Source organism: Plantibacter sp. MDV22-iso1 (assembly GCF_058408345.1).
In genome coordinates, this window is the sequence record NZ_JBZVDY010000001.1 from 1 (window position 1) to 19,004 (window position 19,004).

Sequence of the window (19,004 nt, forward strand, 5' to 3'; positions counted from 1 at the left end):
GGGATGAAGCCGGCCTCGGCGACACCCAGGAGGAAGCGCATGAGGTAGAACATCCCCTGCGCCAGGTTGTCGGTGATGACCGTGCGGAACTCGGCGGCTTCGAAGTCCGCCTCGAGCAGGTCGAAGTTGAAGGCCTGGCCGAGCCCGTCCGCCGATGCGTACTTCGCCCGACGCTCGGGCGAACCCACCCACGCTTCGGCGACGGCGGTGCGCGGCGGGTCGTACTCCTCGAACACCCGCCGCCACTCGGCGTACACCTCGTGCACGTCGTCGCGGTCGAGCAGCGGATGATTGCCGTCCTGTGGCATGAGATCCAGTTCAGCACGACTCGGCAGCGGCTCGGAGAGATCCTTCGTGAGCATGTGTGCGACGTCGATCCGGAAACCGTCCACGCCGCGATCCGACCAGAACCGCAGGGTCTTCAGGAAGTCGGCGCGGACCTCGGGGTGGTCCCAGTTGAGGTCCGGCTGCTCGGTGGCGAAGTTGTGGAAATACCACTGGCCGTCCTCGACCCGCTCCCAGGCGGGGCCGCCGAAGACCGACTCCCAGTCGGTGGGCGGTTCCTCGCCTGATGCGCCCTTCCCCTCGCGGAAGACGTACCGGTCGCGAGCCACCGACCCGCGACCGGCGGTGAGCGCCTCCTGGAACCACGCGTGCAGATCCGAGGTGTGGTTCGGCACGATGTCGACGATGACCCGGATACCGCGCTCGTGCAGTGCGGCGATGAGTTCGTCGAAGTCCTCCAGTGTGCCGAGCCGCGGGTCGACGTCGCGGTAGTCCGCGACGTCGTACCCGCCGTCGGACAGCGCCGAGGGATAGAACGGACTGAGCCAGATCGCGTCGATCCCGAGCTCGGCGAGGTAGTCGACCCGGGAGCGGATGCCCGGCAGGTCGCCGAGACCGTCCCCGTCCGCGTCGGCGAAGCTCCGCGGGTAGATCTGGTACACGGCGGCCTGACGCCACCAGGTGGCGTCGGCCGTCCGCCGGGCGTCGGCGGACTCGGTGTCGGTGTCGGTGTCGACGAGTAGTGCGTTGGTCATGACGGCGTGGTCCTCGGGCTTTCTCGTGGTGGATGGGTCCGGTGTCTGTCGGTCGGTCGGACGGGTCACCCCTTGACGGCACCCTGGGTGACGCCCGACATCACCCAACGCTGCGCGAACAGGTAGGCGATGATCGCGGGGGCCATCGCCATCAGGTACGAGGCGAAGGCGACGTTGTAGTTGCTGCTGAACTGGGTCTGGAAGAGGTTCTGTCGCACCGGGAGGGTCTGGAGTCCCGCGTCCGAGATGATGAGCGACGGCATCATGAAATCGTTCCAGGCGTAGAGGAACGCGAAGATGCCGACCGTGGCACTCATGGGAGCCAGGAGCGGGAAGATCAGCTTCCAGAACGTCTGCCAGGTGCTCGCACCGTCGATGCGCGCACTCTCCTCGAGTTCGATCGGGATCGACCGCAGGAACGCCGTGAAGAGCAGCACGCTGAAACTCAGCTGGAACATCGTGGCGAGGATGATCACCCCGAACGGGTTGTCGAGTCCGACACGACCGGTCAGCTGGATCTGCGGTAGGGCGACGACCGGGAACGGGATGAACATCGCGGCGAGCAGGTAGAAGAACGAGAAGCGGAACAGTCGGCGATCCCAGTTGCGCACGATCGCGTACGCGGCGAAGGAGGCCAGGATGATCGTCGCGACCACGGTCCCTGCGGTGACGAGGAGCGACATCGCGAAGCCGACCGGGAACTTCGTGAGCGTCCACGCCTGGACGAAGCCGTCGATGCTGAACGGTGCCGGGAGCGAGAAGGCGTTGCCGTCGACCGACTGGGTGTCGGTCTTGAACGCCATCGAGATCGTCACGTAGAGCGGCAGCAGGACGGTCACAGCGCAGAGCAGCAGGATGATCGTCGTCGACCAGCTCACCCGCTCTCCCCTGGTCCGCTGCTTCGGGGTGGCGTTCGCCGTGGTGATGGACTGGGTGCTGAGCACGGTTGGCGTGGCCATCAGAGTGCGTTCCTTCCGCGCGTCGCCGAGAGTTGCACGAGGGCGATGATGATCGTGATGATGAAGAACAGGGTGGCCGTGGCCATCTGGTAGGCGTAATCACCGGTCTGGAACCCGCGGATGATCGTCATCGAGATGCTCCGTGTGGAGGTGCCCGGGCCACCGTTGGTCAGGCCGACGATGATGTCGTAGGCGTTCAGGTAGTTCTTGAAGCCGAGGATCACGTTGATCACGACGTATCCCATCACCAGCGGCAGGGTGATCCGCAGCAGCTGCTGGCGCTTGTTCGCGCCGTCGAGCGACGCCGCCTCGTAGACGTCACCGGGGACCGCGAGCAGACCTGCGATGTAGATGAGCAGCGTGCCGGGGATCGACTGCCAGGCGGTCACGATCACGATGCCGAGCCAAGCGAGGTCCGGGTTCGAGAGGATGCTCGTCTCGAGGAACGGGATCCCGAGCGCCGAGCCGGCGGCCGGCACCGAGTTCATGAAGAGGAACTGGAACACGTAGGCGATGATGATGCCCGAGATGACCATCGGGATGACGAAGATCCCGCGAAGTCCCATCTTGAAGCGGATCTTCGCGGTCAGGCCGACCGCGAGCAGGAACGCGATGACGTTCACCGCGATGACCGTCACGAGCGAGAACCCGAAGGTGAAGAGGAAGCTCGTGAGGATGGCCGGATCGCTGAACGCGGCGATGTAGTTCGTGAAGCCGATGAACTCCCAGTCGCCGATCCCGATGGAGTCGGTGAAGCTGAAAAAGATGCCGACGACGCCGGGCAGCGTGATCGCGAGCGTGAACAGGATGACGGCTGGGAACAGGAAGAAGTAGTAGATCGGTTCGACCCGTTTGGTGCTGCGTCGGACCTTCGGGTTGCCCCCGGTCACGATCGATGTGGTGGCGCTCATTCGGAACCCTCCTTGCTCGCGACGGGCGGCTGTCGGAACGCGAGTCGCGCCCAGTCCGCGTCCATGGTGCGGAGCATCGACGCCGCGTTGGTGCCGAGGACCAGCGACTGCGCGTAGTTCTCGGTCGGGATGGCGCGGGGGTTGAGCACGCCCGGGCCCTGGTAGAACGCGCCGGCGTCGTAGTACGGGATCATGCCTGCGACTCGCGGGTCGTCGGGAGCCTTGCCGTCGTCCGTCGGGACGAACCCGAGCTGCGATTCGTTGTAGGCCTGGATGACCTCCGGCTGGAAGAGGTACTCGAGGAAGTCGCGGGCACCCTCGGGGTTCTTCGCCTCCTCGGGGATGATGGTGACGAGGTCGAGGTTCACCCGGACCTTGAGGTCCTTCGGGTCTTCGGTCATCGGCAGCGGGAAGGTCCCGAGGTCGAGGTCCGGTGCGGTGAGTGCGATCTGGCTGAACGCCCACGGGCCCTGCAGGTACATGGCGCCCTTGCCCTCGGCGAAGGCGACGTTACCGGCGTCGTAGGTGCGACTCGGCGCATCGGCCTGCGTGTACTCCTTGGCCAGCAACTGCATCTTCTCGACGGGCTCCAGGAAGTCCTTTTCGAAGGAGACCGGAGCATCCGGTCCGACCTCGGTGCCTTCCTCCGCGAGCCGGTCGTAGAAGTCCGGGATGTCGACGGCGCCGCCGACCGAGTAGTCGAACCAGCCCTGGTTGGCGGTCCAGGCATCGGCGAACGTCGCGTAGAACGGCGCAACGCCGGCCGCCTTCAGCGTGTCGGAAACGGCGATCAGTTCACTCCACGTCGTCGGCACCTCGAGGCCGTACTCGGCGAAGATCGTCTTGTTGTAGATGACGGAGGCGGCCATCACCGAGTAGGGCAACGCGCTCGTGCGTCCCTCGCAGACGCCGTACTGGTCGAGCAACGGCTGGAGGTCGTCGCGGATGGACGCTGCCGCCGTGGTGTCGGACAGGTCGGAGAGCGCGCACCGTTCGACGAAACGCGACACCTCGTGGTTGTAGTTCGAGAGCATGAGGTCCGGCGGGTTGCCACGGACGAAGCTCGCCGCGAGCGGATCGGGCCCCGAGGTGTCCATGACGACCTCGTACTGCTGCTGCGAGGCGTTGTAGTCCGCGACGGCCTGATTCATGAAGGTGAACGCCTCACGCTTGCTGAACGTGAAATGGATGGTCTCCCGGCCATCACTCGAGCAACCGACGAGGACGCTGGCCAGGAGCGCCACACCCGCCACTCCGGCCGTGGCGCGTATCGCGCGTTTCAGTGGGTTCGACATCATTGTCCTTCCGCGGAGCCCTCGATGGATCCGCTGACTAAATACAGAGAGTAAATCAACTGATGACGGAAACTCTGCCATCCGTTCGACGTCTGGTCAAGCACCGGTTCCGTCACGACAGCCACGGGTCCGACACCGTGATCGTTCACGGTTCTGCGCGCCGTGCCGCTCTCCCCCGGCTCGGCATCCGCGCGCGACCGGCGGATCGTGGATATCGTTGTCGGTCATGGAAGCGACGACGACGGAGCGGGCAGTGGAGCCGCGCTCCTCCAGCATCACCGCCGTCCTCGATCACGCCTGGGCGTCGTCCGCGTTCACCGCAGCCGACGTCATCTCCGCCACCGGCTTGTCACGATCGACGGCGATCACGCTCTCCGACGAACTCATCGGACTGGGTTGGCTGACGGAGCTCGATGACGCGCGTCAGGCCGGTGCCGCCTATCGGAAAGGTCGACCCGCCCGTCGCTACGAGCTGCGCATCGATGCCGGGATCGTCGTCGGTGTCGACGCCGGAGCCCACTCCATCACCGCCATCGCCGCAGACCTGCGCGGTCGGGAACTCGCGAGGTCGCACCACACCGTCGATCCGGCGGCCACCGCTGAGGCCCGGGTCGACGCCGTCGACGCGGCGATCGATGAGGCCGTGCGGCAGTGCGGCACGAAGCCGCCGCTCTGCATCGTGCTCGGCGTCCCGGCCCCCATCGACGCGCTCGGGCGGTCCCCCGAGGGCAACGTCTTCTGGGATCGGATGAACCCTCGGCTCGGTGAGCGCATCCGCGACCGTGGCTGCGCGGTCGTCACCGACAACGACGCGAACCTCGCCGCCGTCGCCGAGGGCGCGATCGGTGCCGGCGTCGGCGTCGACTCCTACATCACGGTGGTCACGGGCGAGCGGCTCGGCGCCGGATACGTCGTCGACGGTCGCCTCGTCCGCGGTCGCGGCCGGGCGGGCGAGCTGCACCTCCTCGATCTCGTCGACGGCGTCGGCTCATCGCGAGGCATCGCCGCGCTCCTGCGCGATTGGGGTCGCGAGTACCGCGAGAGCGGCGGGCTTCCGGAGAGCAGCCCACTCAGCCGCATACCGGTCGCGCAGGTGGATGCGCAGTCGGTCCTCGCTGCGGCGGACCAGGGCGACACGGTCGCGCTCGAGCTGGTGCGCCGGATGGGTGATCGCATCGCGCGGATGAGCGCCATCCTGGGCGGATTGCTCGACGTGGAGCGCATCGTGTTCGCCGGTGGGATCTCCCCGTCGATGTCGCAGCTGCTCGCGGTCGCGTCGGAGCGTATCCCCGGCTACATGAGCGCTGAACCACCCCAGCTCGTCGCGTCGGAACTCGGCGCCGACATGGTGGCGCAGGGCGCGGTCGCGACCGCGATCGACGACGTGCGTCGCAACGCACTGCGGATCGACCTCGCCCGACCAGTACGCTGACGTCGTAGCCAGCCGGAAGGAGCACCATGGCCGATGCGATCGTCCTCGTGTCAGGGGGTGCGGCCGTGACCCCGTTCACGAGTCCGGACCATGCCGCCGGCTCCGGCCTCGCCGCCGGGAACACCCTCACCGCGCTGCGTGCCCACCTGCTCGGGCGGGAGGTTCCGGTCTTCACCGCACCGGCACGTATCGGTGCCGGGGAGGTGCACGAGGACACGGGTTGGCAGGGGTTCGCCGACGTCCCGATCGTACTTCCCGCCGCGGTGACCGTCAACGCCGTCGGTGGGATCGACGCCGGCGGGACGAGCCTGGGCGCGTTCCTGCGGTGGCTGTCCGAGGAACACGGCTTCGCGAGCGTCGACCTCGTCGCCCACTCCATGGGCGGTCTCTTCTCTCGTGCCGCGATCCGCGAGCTGCGCGACTCCGGCCCGTCGATCGGCCGGCTCGTCACCCTCGGCACCCCCTGGGAGGGATCGCTCCTCGGCGACGTGCTCACCGGCGAGGTCTCGGTCCACGACGCCCACGGCGATGCGGGGACCACGACGATCCTCGAGCGGTCGAGGGACTATGCCGCCGAGAATTCACAGGGCGCTGCCGACGAGGTCTCACGCCGGTTCCTGCGCGATTGGAACACGACGCAGCTCGGGTTCCTCGACGACGTCGCCGTCACGGCAGTCGGTGCGGGTCACTTCCACACGGCAGCCGAACCGCGACAGCTGTGGCCACACGACGGTCTGGTGGCCCTGCGAAGCGCTCGAGCCGACGACGTCCCGGTCGACGTCCTCCCCCGCGTGGTCCGCCGTTCCTTCGAGGACGACGTCCACAGCATCTTCTTCGCCGACGCCTTCGACCTCCCATGGGAGCGCGCGCTCACCTGGGATCCCGAGGTCTTCGCCGTGGTCGACGAGGCGCTCGCGTCCTGAGCCGGCATCGACGTCCTCGCAGTGAGTCAGACGTCGGGAATATACCCCGGAGGGGTACTGTTCAGGCTGATGAACGAACCGGAGGAGTGCTCATGAGCGACCAGGCCCACCACCACCACCACGGCCAAGCATCCGACAATGCGACCTCCTGGCGGATGGCGGCCACCGCCACCCTCCACTGCCTCACCGGTTGTGCCATCGGCGAGGTGCTGGGCATGGTGATCGGCACCGGCCTCGGACTGCACAATCTCGGGACCGTGGTGCTCTCGATCGCACTGGCGTTCGTCTTCGGTTACGCGCTCACGATGCGCGGCGTGCTCCGCGCGGGCCTGTCCTGGCGCGCCGCCATCGGTGTCGCCCTGGCGGCGGACACCGTGTCGATCGCGGTCATGGAGATCATCGACAACACCGCGATGCTCGCCATCCCCGGAGCGATGGACGCCGGCCTCACCAGCGGCCTCTTCTGGAGCTCCCTGGTCGCCGCTCTCGCCCTGGCCTTCGTCGTCACCACACCGGTCAACCGTTGGTTGATCAGCCGCGGCAAGGGGCACGCCGTCGTCCACGAACTCCACCACTGACGTCCCTCGGCTTGTCGGCCATCAGGTGGTCCCGACGCCGACCGCCAGTCCCTCCAGGACGTCCGCGAGTGCCACGGCACCGGCCTCGGCGTCGGCGTCCTCGGCGTACTCCTCCGGCGAATGGGAGACGCCGGTCGGGTTCCGGACGAAGAGCATCGCGGACGGTGCGTGGGACGCGAGCACTCCGGCGTCGTGCCCCGCGCCGGTACCGAGCACGGGCGCCTCCGGCAGCATCCGTTCGAGGCGCCCGCGGAGGAACGGGTCGAAGTCGGTCGTGGCGCTGAACGACTCCTCGGTGATCGCGGCCATGCATCCTTCCTCCGCTGCGATGAGCGACAGGCGATCGGTGATCGCCGCCACGATCGCGGCGGTCACGGTGTCGTCGGGATTGCGGACGTCGATCCAGAAGTCCACGCTCGACGCGATCACGTTCGTGCCTCCCGGCAACGGGAGCACCCGGCCGACGGTCGCCCGAGCGTCAGGCGTCGCCAGTCCGATCGTGCGGATCTCGGTGATCATCCGCGCAGCCGCGAGGAGCGGGTCCCGTCGATCCTGCATGAGCGTCGTCCCCGCATGATTTCCTTCACCGCGGATCGACACCCGCCACCGTCCATGCCCCAGGATGCTCGAGCCGATCGCGACCGGGCGATCGAGGTCGACCAGTGCCCGCCCCTGCTCGACGTGGAGCTCGACGAACGCGTCGATCGCTCCGAGCCCGGCCGGATCGGGCCCCACACCCCGCGGATCGACACCATTGCGTGCGAGGACCTCGGCGAACGTGTCGCCCTCCACGTCGCGCAGGGCCAGGGCCCGCTCCGGACTGATCGCACCGGTGAGGAGCCGCGAGCCGAGGCAAGCGACGCCGAAGCGCGAGCCTTCCTCCTCCGGGAAGACCGTGACGACGATCGGCTTGGCCGGCTCGAAGCCACGCGAGCGCAGGTGATCGATCGCGACCAACGCCGATGCGACCCCGAGTGGTCCGTCGTAGGCGCCACCGCCGGGGACCGAGTCGAGATGGCTCCCGGTGACCACCGCACCCGCCGTCGAACGGGACGGCACATGCCACCAGGCGCGGACGACCCCGTTCCCGTCGATGTCCACGTCGAGGCCACGGCGCTCGGCCTGACCGACGAACCACTCCCGCAGCTCGAGTTCGGCCGTGGAGTAGACGGGCCGCGAGTAGCCTCCCCGACGCGCATCCAGACCGATCCCCGCGATCTCGTCCAGGAGGGAGACCACGGTGTCGCGGTTCACCGGACCGCTGCCAGGCTCGGTCGGAACATCGCCGGCACAGTGTCTCGGCCCTCGACCAGAGCGAGGGCGTATTCGCCGATGAGCGGGGCGAACTTGGCACCGTGGCCGGAGCAGGGCGCCAGGACCGTGATCCCGTCGACCCGGTCGATGACGAAGTCCTCCGTCGGGGTGTTCGTGAACAGGCAGGTCGTCTCCGCATACGGTTCCGGGACGAGGCTCGGGAGGAACTCGCGGACGTAGGCGACGACCCGTCGGCGGTTCGCGTCGTCGACGACGCCGTCATGATCGGCGGCCGAGGGGATGCGCCTGCCGCCGTTGTACTCGGCGACCTTCTGTCCACGCCACTCGGCGTCGCGGCCTCCGGGGAGCCCGTAGACCTGCGTCCGCTCGGACTTGTGGATGAAGGTGGGCCACACGGCTCCGGATCGTGCCGGGCCTTCCGCGTCGACGCCGATCCGGTCCCGATACGGGAAGTGATACGCCTGCTCCTGACGGACCTCGAGGGCCGGGAACGCGTCGAGGAACCCTCCCGGCAGCGCGAGGTCGCCGAGCAGGTCCAGAAGCCAGCCCCCGGCTGCGACCACCACCTGCTCCGCATCGAACGCCCTCCCCCCATACCCGAGCACCCGATACCCGGTGGCAGTCCGCTCGACCCGCTCGACCGGCCAGTCGTTCAGGACCGTGGCCCCGGCGCGGACGGCGGATTCGAGCATCGCCATCACCGCCTGCTCCGCGTCGATCACGCCGGCTCCCGGATGCCACAGGGTGGGCGTGTCGAAGCCGATGTCCCAACGGGCACTGGCCTCGTCTCGGGAGACCAGCTCATGATCGATGCCGTGCTCCGCCAGCACCGACGCGAGGTGCTCCGGGCGACGGGTCGTCCCGAAGTCGAGCGCACCCGTCCGCGTGATCAGTGGACGCCCGTGCTCCAGGCCGAGCTCGTCCCACCCTGATGCCGCCGCGAGGACGAGACGGGTGTAGGACGCCTCCGGGTAGGCGTAGCGGAAGATCCGGGCCGATCCGTGGGACGATCCCCACTCGTTGGCCGGACGACTCCGCTCGAGGACGGTGACGTCGTGCCCGGCCTGGGCGAGGCGCCAGGCCGCCGCAGCACCGGCGAGCCCGGCTCCGACGACGATGACGCTGGTCATGCGCGTGCTTCCAGGTCTTCGTCCTCGTAGGCGCGCTCGGCGTGGGCGTGCTCGTCGATCCCGGCGACCTCGTGCTCCTCGGGGATCCGCAGACCGATGGTGATCTGGATCAGCTTCGCGATCACCCAGGTGACGATGAACGAGTAGGCGAGGACCGAGACGGTCGCGATCGTCTGCACGCCGAGCAGTTCGAACCCGCCGCCGTAGAGCAGACCGGAGCGTCCGTTCGGAGCCGCATCCGTCGCGAACACCCCGATGAGGAGCGTCCCGATGATGCCCCCGACGAGGTGGACCCCGACGACGTCGAGGGAGTCGTCGAACCCGAGCCGGAACTTCCACTCGATGGCGAGGCAGCAGACGACGCCCGCGATGGCCCCGATGATGATCGCACCGATGGGCGAGACGGCGCCGCAGGCGGGGGTGATCGCCACGAGGGCGGCGATGATCCCCGATGCGCTGCCGAGGCTCGTGACCGCTCCGTGGCGGAGTCGGTCGACGATGGACCAGCCGATGAGGCCGGCACAGGCCGCGACGGTGGTGTTGAGGAACACGACGCTCGCCGCATTGCCGGCTGCCAGCGCCGAGCCGGCGTTGAAGCCGTACCAACCGATCCAGAGCAACCCGGCGCCGACGAGGACGAGCGGGCGGTTGTGCGGGCGGAGTTTGCCACCCCAGTCCTTGCTCTTGCCGAGCACCAGGGCCAGTGCGAGCGCCGCGACGCCGGCGTTCATGTGCACGGCCGTCCCACCGGCGAAGTCGACGGCACCGAGGGTGTTCGCGATCCATCCACCGGTCGCCGTGTCGTTCGAGAAGGCGAACACCCAGTGCGCGACCGGGAAGTACACGAGCGTCGCCCAGAGCCCGGCGAACAACAACCACGCGCCGTACTTCATGCGGCCGGCGGCGGCACCCGCGACGAGTGCCGTCGTCACCCCCGCGAACAGCAGTTGGAACGCCGCGAAGAGTGCGAGCGGGATGCCGGCATCGGGGTCGTCGGCGAGTGCCTGGTCGAGCCCCGCGAACTCGAACGGGTTCCCGATGAGTCCGAGCCCGCCGACGGAGTCACCGAAGACGAGCGAGTACCCGAAGGCCACCCAGAGCAACGCGACGAGGCTGGCCCCGCCGAAGCACATGATCATCATGTTGAGGATGCGGCGGGACGAGACCATCCCGCCGTAGAACAGAGCCAGGGCCGGGATCATGAGGGCGACGAGCGCCGAGCTCGTCAGGATCCAGGCGACGTTTCCAGCGTCCACAAATCACTCCATCGTTCGAGGTGCACAGCGGCCGGGCGGCCACAGCGTCGGGTTCGGGCGGAACAGGTGTCGGTGCCGGTCGGCGGTCAGGCCAGATCGGGGGCTTCCCAGAGGTTGAGCTTCGTGCCGATCCCCTGCTCAACGGCGTTCTCGTAGATCGTCTTCGCCCACGCGACGTCCTCGACGCCCATCCCACCGACGCTGAAGAGGACCGGCTGCTCGGGGAACTCGCGCCCGACGGCGTTCCCGTCGAAGACGTCTCCGATGTTGACCACGCGGGACTCGTCGAGCTCGCCGGTCGCGATGAGGTCCTGCCAGTGGAGGCCGATCATCCCGAACGCGGTCTCGTGCGACGGCGCAGGGTACTCCTCGGCCCACGCCTCGTAGATCTTCTTCGCGTCGGCGATGAGGCGCGCCTTGCCGGAGAGGGTGTACTCCTTGTCCATGCGCAGATTGGCGGGCAGGCTGAGGAACGCGCCGGGCTTGATCCAGTCGCCGTCGATGAACGGGTAGTTCTCCGAGCCGACCAGGCCGGTGACGGCTTCGGAGACGATGTCCGAGTCACGCACGGCGGCCTCGACCGTCTCGGCGATCTCGATCGTGGTGAACTGCGGGTAGTGCGCGCGGACGTAGTCGGCGAACGCCTCGGAGGTCGACCGGCGGCGCCCGTGGATGCGGATGGTGTCGAGCGAGGGACGGGCGGTGGTCATGGCGTGCAGGGCGCTCTTGTTCATGGCGCCGGGCCCGATGACGCCGAGCGACTTCGCGTCCACCGGTGCCAGGAGCTTCGCGGCGGCTCCCGGCACAGCAGCGGTGCGGTAGGCGCTCTCGAGGTTGCCGGACATGATCGCGTAGGGCGCGCCGGTGTCCTTGTCGTTGAGCACGATGAGGTGGATGGAGCGCGGGAGGCCCCGCTCGCGGTTGTCGACGTTCGACCCGTACCATTTGACGCCGGCGGTGTCGAAGCGTCCGCCGAGGTAGGCGGGCATCGCCATGAACCGGCGGTCGGCGGCGTCGAGCGGCATGCCGGGGAACGTTGAGGTGGCGGGGAACCCGATCGGTGCTCCGTGCGAGTTGGCGGTCGGGCCGGCCATCCGGTAGTCACCCTTCGCGACGAGCACCAACACCTCCTCCATGACCTCCATGCAGTGGGCCATGTCCTTCATGCCGGCGGCGATGACCTCCGGTTCGCTCAGGTAGAGCATGTCGATCCGGGTGTTCGGGGAAGCGTCTGCGGTCACGGGTGGTCCTCCAGGTCGGGGTGTGTGGTCCTCAGCGAACACGGTCGCGATCGTCCTGGTCAAATACCGATTCGAACCTCGATTGAGAGCGTTTCGCTCGCAATCTAGACGAAACAGCGCGGTAATACGCGGGTCGTATCGTCGATGGGATGGAGCTCCGCCAGCTGCGCTACTTCCTCGCCATCGCCGAGGAGCTCCATTTCGGTCGTGCCGCCCGACGGCTGCACATGTCGCAGCCACCGCTGAGCGTCCAGGTCGCACGACTCGAGCAGGAGGTCGGCACCGCGCTGTTCGACCGTTCGACGAGGCGGGTGGCGCTGACCCCCGCCGGACGACACCTCCAGGCGCGGGCGCGACACATCGTCGAGGAGCTCGACACGGTCCGGAGTGAGATGCGCGACTTCGTCGACGGTCTCGCCGGGGAGCTCACCGCAGGGTTCGTGAGTTCGGCCAACTACACGGTCCTCCCCGGCGTCGTGCAGCTGTTCCGGGCGAGCCGCCCCGGGGTGACGCTGCGCCTGGTGCCGTTGACCTCAGGAGAGCAGTTCGACCGGCTCCGCGACGGCACCCTCGACGTCGGGATCGTCCGTGACGAGGTCCCGCAGGCGCCGTCCGACAGCTCCCCCGCGCTCACGACCGAGGTCGTCTTCGAGGAGCGTCTCGTGGCATGCCTCCCGGTCGGTCACCCGTTGGCAGGGCGACCCGAGGTCACCGCGGAGGAGCTCATGGAGGTCCCGATGATCTCCTACCCGCGGACGCTCATGCCGGGATTCGTGGACCGCGTCGCGGAGGTCCTCGGCACGTCGAGTCGGACCCAGGTGGTCGAGGAGGTCGTCCATCAGGAGACCGCCCTCGGATTCGTCGCGGCCGGCGTCGGTACGACGATCCTGCCCGAGTCGGTGCGGCAGCTGGTGCCGCCGTCGATCGTCGTCGTGCCGCTCGCCGGGTCGCCGACGACACGCCTGCTGGCCGCTCGTCAGGAACGGACGGACGACAGCCCGGTCCACGACGCGTTCATCGCCTGTCTCCGCGACGCGGCCGCACAGCTCGGGTGAAGGCCCACTCGAACACCGCGCGTCCGCTTCCCGTCTCGACGGCGTAGCCCCGGTGTTCCTGTCCGACCTGGACAAACGAGTCGACCCTGTCCAAGCTGGAACCGATGACCGACACCCGCGACGACTTCACCATCCGACGAGCCACTCCGGACGACGTCCCCCTCCTGCGAGCGTGGAGCTGCGACGAATCCGTCGCCTGGATCGACCCGGAACGGCTGACCGCCGAACTCGCGAGTCGGAACTATCGACCGGAGTGGTCGTGGATCGCCGAGCAGGACGGTCGACCGATGGCACGAGCACTCTGGTGGGGCCAGGCGGATGCGAACCGGCCCGCCACGCTCGACTGCCTCACCACCACGGTCGAAGTCGCGGAGCCCGAACGTGTCGGCGCTGCGCTCATCCGCGCCGGACTGGACGCCTTCGGCGCTGGACCGGCACTGGAGTTCAACGTCGACGTCTCCCCTGCCTGGGCGGATGACGCTGCGAGCGTGGAGGCGGTGCGGTGGCGCCACGAGGCTGCACGCGCCGGTGGGTTCTCGCGCACGACCGAGCGGGTCAGTTTCGCGAGGTCCACCTCCGATCCGGTGCCGGCACGATCACAGCGCCTTCGTTTCGTCGCCGCCGCGGACGACGCGTTCCACGAGCTGTTCGCCCTGGTCGCGACCGGCACCCTCGATGCGCACACGCAGGACATGGTCGCGCGCGGAGGACTCGAGGCGCTCGCGGACGACGACCTGGCGTTCTACCGATCGCTCCCCGGCGAACGGGACGCCTGGCGGGTCGCAGAGCTGCCTGATGGGACGACCGTCGGGTTCATCATCCCGACCAGGACGGCGTACGACGCGAGCATCAGCTATCTGGGCGTGTTGCCCGAGCACCGCGGACACGGGTACGTGCACGACCTCCTGGCGGAGATGGTCCACGTGCACCATGGGTCGGGGCAGGACCGGATCGTCGGCACCACGGACGCCGCGAACACCCCGATGCGCGGCGCCTTCGATCGAGCCGGTTTCTCGGTCAAGCGCGTTCGGATCGTTCACGAGCAGTAGGTTCGCCCCGGGCTCGGTTCCGACCGAGTCAGCTGAGCACCGCGACACGGTCGACCGTCGCGCTCGTCAGACCCGCGACGACCGCAGTACGCGGACGACCCCGGCGCAGACCGCGAGCCAGATGATCGCTTGCAGGACCGCAGCGACGACGAGTGGCAGCACGAACGACCCGCCTTCGGCGGAGGACAGCCAGAAGGCTTCACCGACCGTGCAGGCGATCCCGACCCCCGAGACCGTCAGGAAGAGGGCGCGCAACGCCACCGATTCCCGACGATCGACGGCGTCCGCCACTTTGGTAGGGGCCTCCGGCTTGCCGGCGGTCTGCGGTGTCGCACCGGACCACGCCGCGATGGAACGGGTCATTCGGTACCCGGAGACCTGCAGCAGGAGCAAAACGATGGCGCTCGGCAACACGAAGACCAGTCCGATGAAAAGCACGATACCCAGGCTGCCAGCCCCTGCCTCCGCCGAGTACGAATTCAAGACCGTCACGGTCGCCACGGACAGGGTGGCGGAAACGACGAACGTCACGGCGGCGGCGAGGCCGAGGAGCAAGCGCGCAGGTCGCTCGTACTCCCGGAGCAGGACCTCCAGTGCGACGTCGGAGACTTCGGGCTGTCGTCGTCCTTGTTCCGAGGCACCGATCCACGCCCTCGCCTCGGCTCGAAGCAGGGAGGCGTTCCAGGCTGCCGCCGTGGATGACGCGGCCGGCGGCCTCGATGGTGCTCGCCGCCCGGCCGGCTGGCGGCTTCGCTCGGGGTGCATAAGCCGACCTTACGCCGACCGCGGGCCAGGGGAAGGCGACACGGCCGCCCAGAACCGTCCGCACGGCCTCATCTCACTGCGCATCGATGAAGGTGCGAAGCGCCTCGGCCCACTGCTGCTGTGCGTCACGGCGCCACAGCACGGTCCGACTCCTCGCCGAGCCGTGCTGTGGCCGTCACCGTGCCGCGAGCATCCGGTCGGCGGTGCGCAGCGACAACGCCATCTGTGCAAGACCCGGGTTCGCGGAGAGCGCGCTCGGGAACGTGGAGTTGTCACAGATCCACAGGTTGTCGATGTCGTGCGATCGCCCATCCCCGTCGACCACGCCGTCACTCGGATCGTCGCTCATCCGGCACGTGCCGAGCGTGTGCGCCGTCCGCGCGAGCACCCTGGTGCTCCGCGCCCCGGCCGCCGTGAGGATGTCCGTCATCGTGCGGATGGCGTGCTGGTCGATGGCCTGCTCGTTGTCGCCGGGCGAGAACGAGATGGTCGCGCGCGGGAGACCCCACTCGTCCTCCTCCGACGACAGCTCGAGCCGGTTGCCGTCGGCGGGCAGACACTCGGCGTTCATCCCGATGCCGGCGTTGTACCGAGACGCGTCGAGTTCGTCGACCAGCTCGGAGCCCCAGAGGCCGCCGCCGCGGACGAGGGTCGTCGCATAGTTGAAGGGCATGACGCCGAGGCTCTGCAACAGGTAGCCTCCGGCGAAGTCCGCGCCCTCAGGGCGGACGAAGTCCTCGGTGATGAGCGCCGACGGGTAGCCGCGGTAGCCGCGGATCTGCTCGTCGAACCGTCCCCACACCTGCACCGCGCCATGGGCCAGGAAGTTGCGTCCGACCTGCCCGCTCGCGTTCGCGAGGTCGTTGTGCAGCAGGAGCCGAGGGGTCTCCACCCCGCCACCGGCCAGGACGAGCACCTCGCAGCGCTGCCGACGGTCGACTCCGTCCTGGCGGTAGACGACGCCGGTCACCCGACCGTGGACATCACGCTCGATGGTGTGCACGACGGCGTCCGGGCGGATCTCCGCCCCCGCCGCGACCGCAGCCGGCAGGTAGGTGATGGCGGTCGTCGCCTTCGCACCGTGGCGCTCCCCCTGGTGGATCGAGCCGACGTTCGTCGTGGCGCGCCGCAGCCCGTGGTGCGGTTGATCGCGGTCCCGCGTGATGATCGCCGCCGGAGCGTCGGTCGCCCGGATGCCGAGTGCCTCGGCGCCCTTCGCCATGAGGTCCGCCGGAGCGTTGCGCTTCGGCGGCGCGTACAGATAGGTGCGCGCCGGGTCCCAGGGGTACGGCGTCGGGCCGGAGACGCCGATGGTCGCCTCGACCTCCTCGACGTAGCGGATGAACTCCGCATGGTCGACGGGCCAGTCGCGGCCGAGCCCGGTCTCACTGCGCAGACGCAGATCACGGGCGTCCGGACGGGGGGTGAACGCGCCCCAGTGGACGGTGCCACCGCCGACGCCGAAACCGCTGTTGTTCGGGCCGAACGCCGTCGGAGCATCCCCACCACTGAACCGGCTGGACATCCAGTTGATCGTCGTCGCGTCGACCTCGTCCGGCGTGGACTCGGCAGGATCGTGGTTCGGCCCCGCTTCGAGGGCGACGACGCGCAGTCCCGCCGCAGCGAGTCGCGCGAGCAGTGGTGCACCGCCCGCGCCGGTACCGACCACGACGACGTCGACGCTGTCGTCGAGGTCGTAGGTCTTCATGGTGTCCAGGTTCACGCAGCATCCTCCTGCTTCTCAGCGGGTGCGGCGCCGACGCCGAGGTCGGAGGGCTCCCAATCATCTCGGGTGCCGGCACCCAGTTCGTGGTAGCCGGCGAAGTCGACGTCCTCGGCCCCGGTCGCGAATCCGTCGTACCCGACTCGCGCCAACGACGCGGGATGGATGAGCCACTCGCGGGCGACGTCCACGCGGAGGTCCTCGAACCAGCGGCGCAGATCGTCCGGGTCGATGCTGCCTCCGGCGACGCCTCGCCCGTCGATCACGGCGCCGATGAACGCATCCTGGTCGTCGGGCGACTGCGGCCAGGCGGTTCCGAGGTCGTCCAGTCCGACGCGGTAGGCCTCGTCGTCCGTGAGCCCTCCCACCGGGCGCCACCCGTCGCCACCGCCCGCGGCGAGGTCGGCGTCGACCCGTGCAGCGAGGTCGATCCGCCCGCCTGCGGGCTGCGGGACGAGGCGGTCCGCGACGGCGCGGAGCAGGTTCAGCTGGTCCTCGTTCAGCACGCGGGGTCGGTACCGCGGGTCGTCTGGCAGTGCGCGTCGTGCCAACGCACTCCGCACCCGCGGCGTGGTCCGCGGGGACGCGATGACGCGCCCCCACTCGGCCGGGACGATCGCGCTGTGCGCGACGATCTCGTCCCACAGCTCGGAGAGCGCCCGAGCGACCTCGACGGGGCGCTCGAAGGAGAGCAGATGCCCCGCGCCGGCGAGCGGCACGAATCGTGCGCGGGGGTAGACGCCCGAGAGTAACTCGGGCTGCGCAGCGGCTCCGAGCGCCTCGTCCTCCTCCCCTACCAGCACGACGCACGGCAGGTCGAGGGTCCCGATCGACGAGGAGAGGTCCTCCAGACTGCCCTGCTCCAGCCATCGTCGCCACGCGACGGGCGACATCGTCTGCACGGACGCCACCGCGACCGCCTGCAGTTCGGCCGGAAGGGGCGCGCCCACGTTGTCGTCGACGAAGGTCCGAGCGTCCGCCTCGGAGATGAGTCCGTCCTCGACCCAGCCGAGCATCTGGTGGCGCTTCGCGTCGGGCATCGGCTCAGGGGTGGCCGGCGACGGCGCCAGGAGCACGACTCCGAGGAGGCCGAAGACCGGCACGTCGCCGTCGCGGATCCGGGCGGCGATCCCGGCCGCGACCTTGCCGCCCATGCTGTGCGCACACAGCATCCAGGGCCCGCCGTCGGCCTGCTCCGCGATCACGGCGAGTGCCGCGTCGACTTGGGACGCGACCGATCCGTCCGTCGCATCGACCGTGTCACCCTGGCCGGGCAACTCGACCGGGATCACCCGGAACCGCTCGTCGAGTGCTCGGGCCACGGGTGCGACCGCGGTCGCGTCGAGGCCCAGCCCGGGGAGGAAGAAGACCGTGCAGTCAGCCGCCGTCACGGGGTGACCATGCCGCCGTTGACGTTCAACGTGGCTCCGGAGACGTAGCCGGACTCGGCCGATGCGAGGTAGACGTAGGCCGGAGCGAGCTCGGCGGGCTGGCCAGCGCGCTGGTAGGTGTTCTCGTCGTCGAAGTTCGTCATCTGCTCGTCGGAGACGCCGTCGGAGACCTGCAACGCGGTCCACACCGGGCCGGGGGCGACGACGTTCACGCGGATGCCCCGGGAGGCGAGCTGCAGCGCGAGCCCCTTCGAGAGGTTGTTGATCGCGGCCTTCGTCGCTGCGTAGTCGAGGCGGTCCGGTGACGGCTTGTACGCCTCGAGCGACGCGGTGTTGACGATGCTCGACCCCTCGCCCAGGTGAGCGAGTGCCGCCTTGGTGATCCAGAAGTTCGCGAAGACGTTCGTGCGGAACGTCTCCTCGAACTGTTCGTCGCTGAGGTCCTCCACCCGGTCGACGGCGATCTGCTTGCCGGCGTTGTTGACCAGGATGTCGAGGCCGCCGAGGAACTCGGCGGCCTCTGACACGAGCCGGCGGCACTGGTCGGGCTGCGAGACGTCGGCGACGACCGCCTTGCCCCGGCGCCCGGCGTCGGCGATGAGCGAGAGGACGTGCTCGGCGTCCTCCTCTTCGCCGGGGAGATGGACGATGACGACGTCCGCGCCCTCGCGGGCGAACGCGATCGCGGTGGCCGCGCCGATGCCGGAGTCGCCCCCGGTGATCAGCGCCTTGCGGCCGGTGAGGCGTCCACTCCCCCGGTAGCTCGCCTCTCCGAGGTCGGGCACGGGGGTCATCTTGGCTTGCACGCCGGGCTCCGGCTGATGCTGCAGCGGTGGCTCGACCCGGTCGTACTGGGTCACGGGGTTGGTCACTTCATACTGGTCGCGCGGAGACATGACGACCACGCTAAACGAGACGCAGGCCGGAACCGGTGGGGTTGCACTCAGCACGGCAGGTGGTGCAGTGGTTGGGCGGAAACCG

At 68.9% G+C, this 19,004-nt stretch carries 17 protein-coding genes; 5 read left to right on the forward strand and 12 right to left on the reverse strand.

The features are described from left to right. The 4 genes from AC4PMY_RS00005 to AC4PMY_RS00020 all read right to left on the reverse strand — a co-directional run. Positions 1-1,040, reverse strand: a 1,040-nt coding sequence (locus tag AC4PMY_RS00005) for an alpha-amylase family glycosyl hydrolase (RefSeq protein ID WP_491621697.1), incomplete at its 3' end; no start/stop codon positions are given. Positions 1,041-1,105: 65 nt separating this feature from the next. Then, positions 1,106-1,999, reverse strand: a complete 894-nt coding sequence (locus AC4PMY_RS00010) for a carbohydrate ABC transporter permease (RefSeq protein ID WP_064293707.1) — start codon at positions 1,997-1,999, stop codon at positions 1,106-1,108. Continuing rightward, positions 1,999-2,910, reverse strand: a complete 912-nt coding sequence (locus AC4PMY_RS00015; RefSeq protein ID WP_079002413.1) for a carbohydrate ABC transporter permease — start codon at positions 2,908-2,910, stop codon at positions 1,999-2,001. Before AC4PMY_RS00015 ends, AC4PMY_RS00010 begins: the two co-directional genes overlap by 1 nt. After that, a complete protein-coding gene (locus AC4PMY_RS00020) occupies positions 2,907-4,205 on the reverse strand; it encodes an extracellular solute-binding protein (protein WP_064293872.1) in 1,299 nt (432 codons plus the stop codon). The genes AC4PMY_RS00015 and AC4PMY_RS00020 overlap by 4 nt, the downstream gene beginning before the upstream one ends. Positions 4,206-4,431: 226 nt before the next feature. Here AC4PMY_RS00020 and AC4PMY_RS00025 point away from each other — a divergent pair, with 226 nt between their 5' ends. The 3 genes from AC4PMY_RS00025 (at position 4,432) to AC4PMY_RS00035 (ending at position 7,138) form a co-directional block, all read left to right on the forward strand. Further along, the gene (locus AC4PMY_RS00025) at positions 4,432-5,637 is read left to right on the forward strand and encodes an ROK family protein (RefSeq protein WP_491621698.1); all 1,206 of its coding nucleotides are present in this window, start codon (positions 4,432-4,434) and stop codon (positions 5,635-5,637) included. A gap of 26 nt (positions 5,638-5,663) precedes the next feature. After that, on the forward strand, positions 5,664-6,560 hold the full coding sequence (locus AC4PMY_RS00030) for an esterase/lipase family protein (RefSeq protein WP_491621699.1): 897 nt from the start codon (positions 5,664-5,666) through the stop codon (positions 6,558-6,560). 92 nt (positions 6,561-6,652) lie between these two features. Next, positions 6,653-7,138: a DUF4396 domain-containing protein gene (locus AC4PMY_RS00035; protein ID WP_491621700.1), complete on the forward strand. Its 486-nt coding sequence runs from the start codon at positions 6,653-6,655 to the stop codon at positions 7,136-7,138. Positions 7,139-7,159: 21 nt separating this feature from the next. On the opposite strand, the gene AC4PMY_RS00040 is transcribed toward AC4PMY_RS00035, so the two are convergent. The 4 genes from AC4PMY_RS00040 to AC4PMY_RS00055 all read right to left on the reverse strand — a co-directional run bounded on the left by AC4PMY_RS00040 (position 7,160) and on the right by AC4PMY_RS00055 (position 12,040). Then, positions 7,160-8,392, reverse strand: coding sequence for an allantoate amidohydrolase (locus tag AC4PMY_RS00040; RefSeq protein WP_491621701.1), 1,233 nt, complete (start codon positions 8,390-8,392; stop codon positions 7,160-7,162). Continuing rightward, positions 8,389-9,543 carry an FAD-dependent oxidoreductase gene (locus AC4PMY_RS00045; RefSeq protein ID WP_491621702.1) on the reverse strand — a complete coding sequence of 385 codons (1,155 nt, stop codon included), beginning with the start codon at positions 9,541-9,543 and terminating at the stop codon, positions 8,389-8,391. Before AC4PMY_RS00045 ends, AC4PMY_RS00040 begins: the two co-directional genes overlap by 4 nt. Beyond that, positions 9,540-10,799, reverse strand: coding sequence for an ammonium transporter (locus tag AC4PMY_RS00050; protein ID WP_491621703.1), 1,260 nt, complete (start codon positions 10,797-10,799; stop codon positions 9,540-9,542). The genes AC4PMY_RS00045 and AC4PMY_RS00050 overlap by 4 nt, the downstream gene beginning before the upstream one ends. Positions 10,800-10,885: 86 nt before the next feature. Further along, the gene (locus AC4PMY_RS00055) at positions 10,886-12,040 is read right to left on the reverse strand and encodes a tyramine oxidase subunit B (RefSeq protein WP_491621704.1); all 1,155 of its coding nucleotides are present in this window, start codon (positions 12,038-12,040) and stop codon (positions 10,886-10,888) included. A gap of 149 nt (positions 12,041-12,189) precedes the next feature. Here AC4PMY_RS00055 and AC4PMY_RS00060 point away from each other — a divergent pair, with 149 nt between their 5' ends. Both AC4PMY_RS00060 and AC4PMY_RS00065 read left to right on the forward strand, forming a co-directional pair. Next, positions 12,190-13,095 carry a LysR family transcriptional regulator gene (locus AC4PMY_RS00060; protein ID WP_491621705.1) on the forward strand — a complete coding sequence of 302 codons (906 nt, stop codon included), beginning with the start codon at positions 12,190-12,192 and terminating at the stop codon, positions 13,093-13,095. A 104-nt stretch (positions 13,096-13,199) separates the two neighbouring features. Beyond that, on the forward strand, positions 13,200-14,144 hold the full coding sequence (locus AC4PMY_RS00065) for a GNAT family N-acetyltransferase (RefSeq protein WP_491621706.1): 945 nt from the start codon (positions 13,200-13,202) through the stop codon (positions 14,142-14,144). A gap of 66 nt (positions 14,145-14,210) precedes the next feature. Here the strand turns inward: AC4PMY_RS00065 and AC4PMY_RS00070 are convergent, their stop codons facing one another. From AC4PMY_RS00070 to AC4PMY_RS00085, 4 genes are all read right to left on the reverse strand, one after another. Further along, positions 14,211-14,909, reverse strand: coding sequence for a hypothetical protein (locus AC4PMY_RS00070; RefSeq protein ID WP_491621707.1), 699 nt, complete (start codon positions 14,907-14,909; stop codon positions 14,211-14,213). 175 nt (positions 14,910-15,084) lie between these two features. Continuing rightward, positions 15,085-16,632 carry a GMC oxidoreductase gene (locus AC4PMY_RS00075; RefSeq protein ID WP_491621708.1) on the reverse strand — a complete coding sequence of 516 codons (1,548 nt, stop codon included), beginning with the start codon at positions 16,630-16,632 and terminating at the stop codon, positions 15,085-15,087. Beyond that, entirely contained in the window at positions 16,629-18,023 is a 1,395-nt protein-coding gene (locus tag AC4PMY_RS00080) for an alpha/beta fold hydrolase (RefSeq protein WP_491621709.1), read from the reverse strand. The genes AC4PMY_RS00075 and AC4PMY_RS00080 overlap by 4 nt, the downstream gene beginning before the upstream one ends. Further along, the gene (locus tag AC4PMY_RS00085) at positions 18,020-18,919 is read right to left on the reverse strand and encodes an SDR family oxidoreductase (protein WP_491621710.1); all 900 of its coding nucleotides are present in this window, start codon (positions 18,917-18,919) and stop codon (positions 18,020-18,022) included. The genes AC4PMY_RS00080 and AC4PMY_RS00085 overlap by 4 nt, the downstream gene beginning before the upstream one ends. Positions 18,920-19,004: the final 85 nt, after the last annotated feature.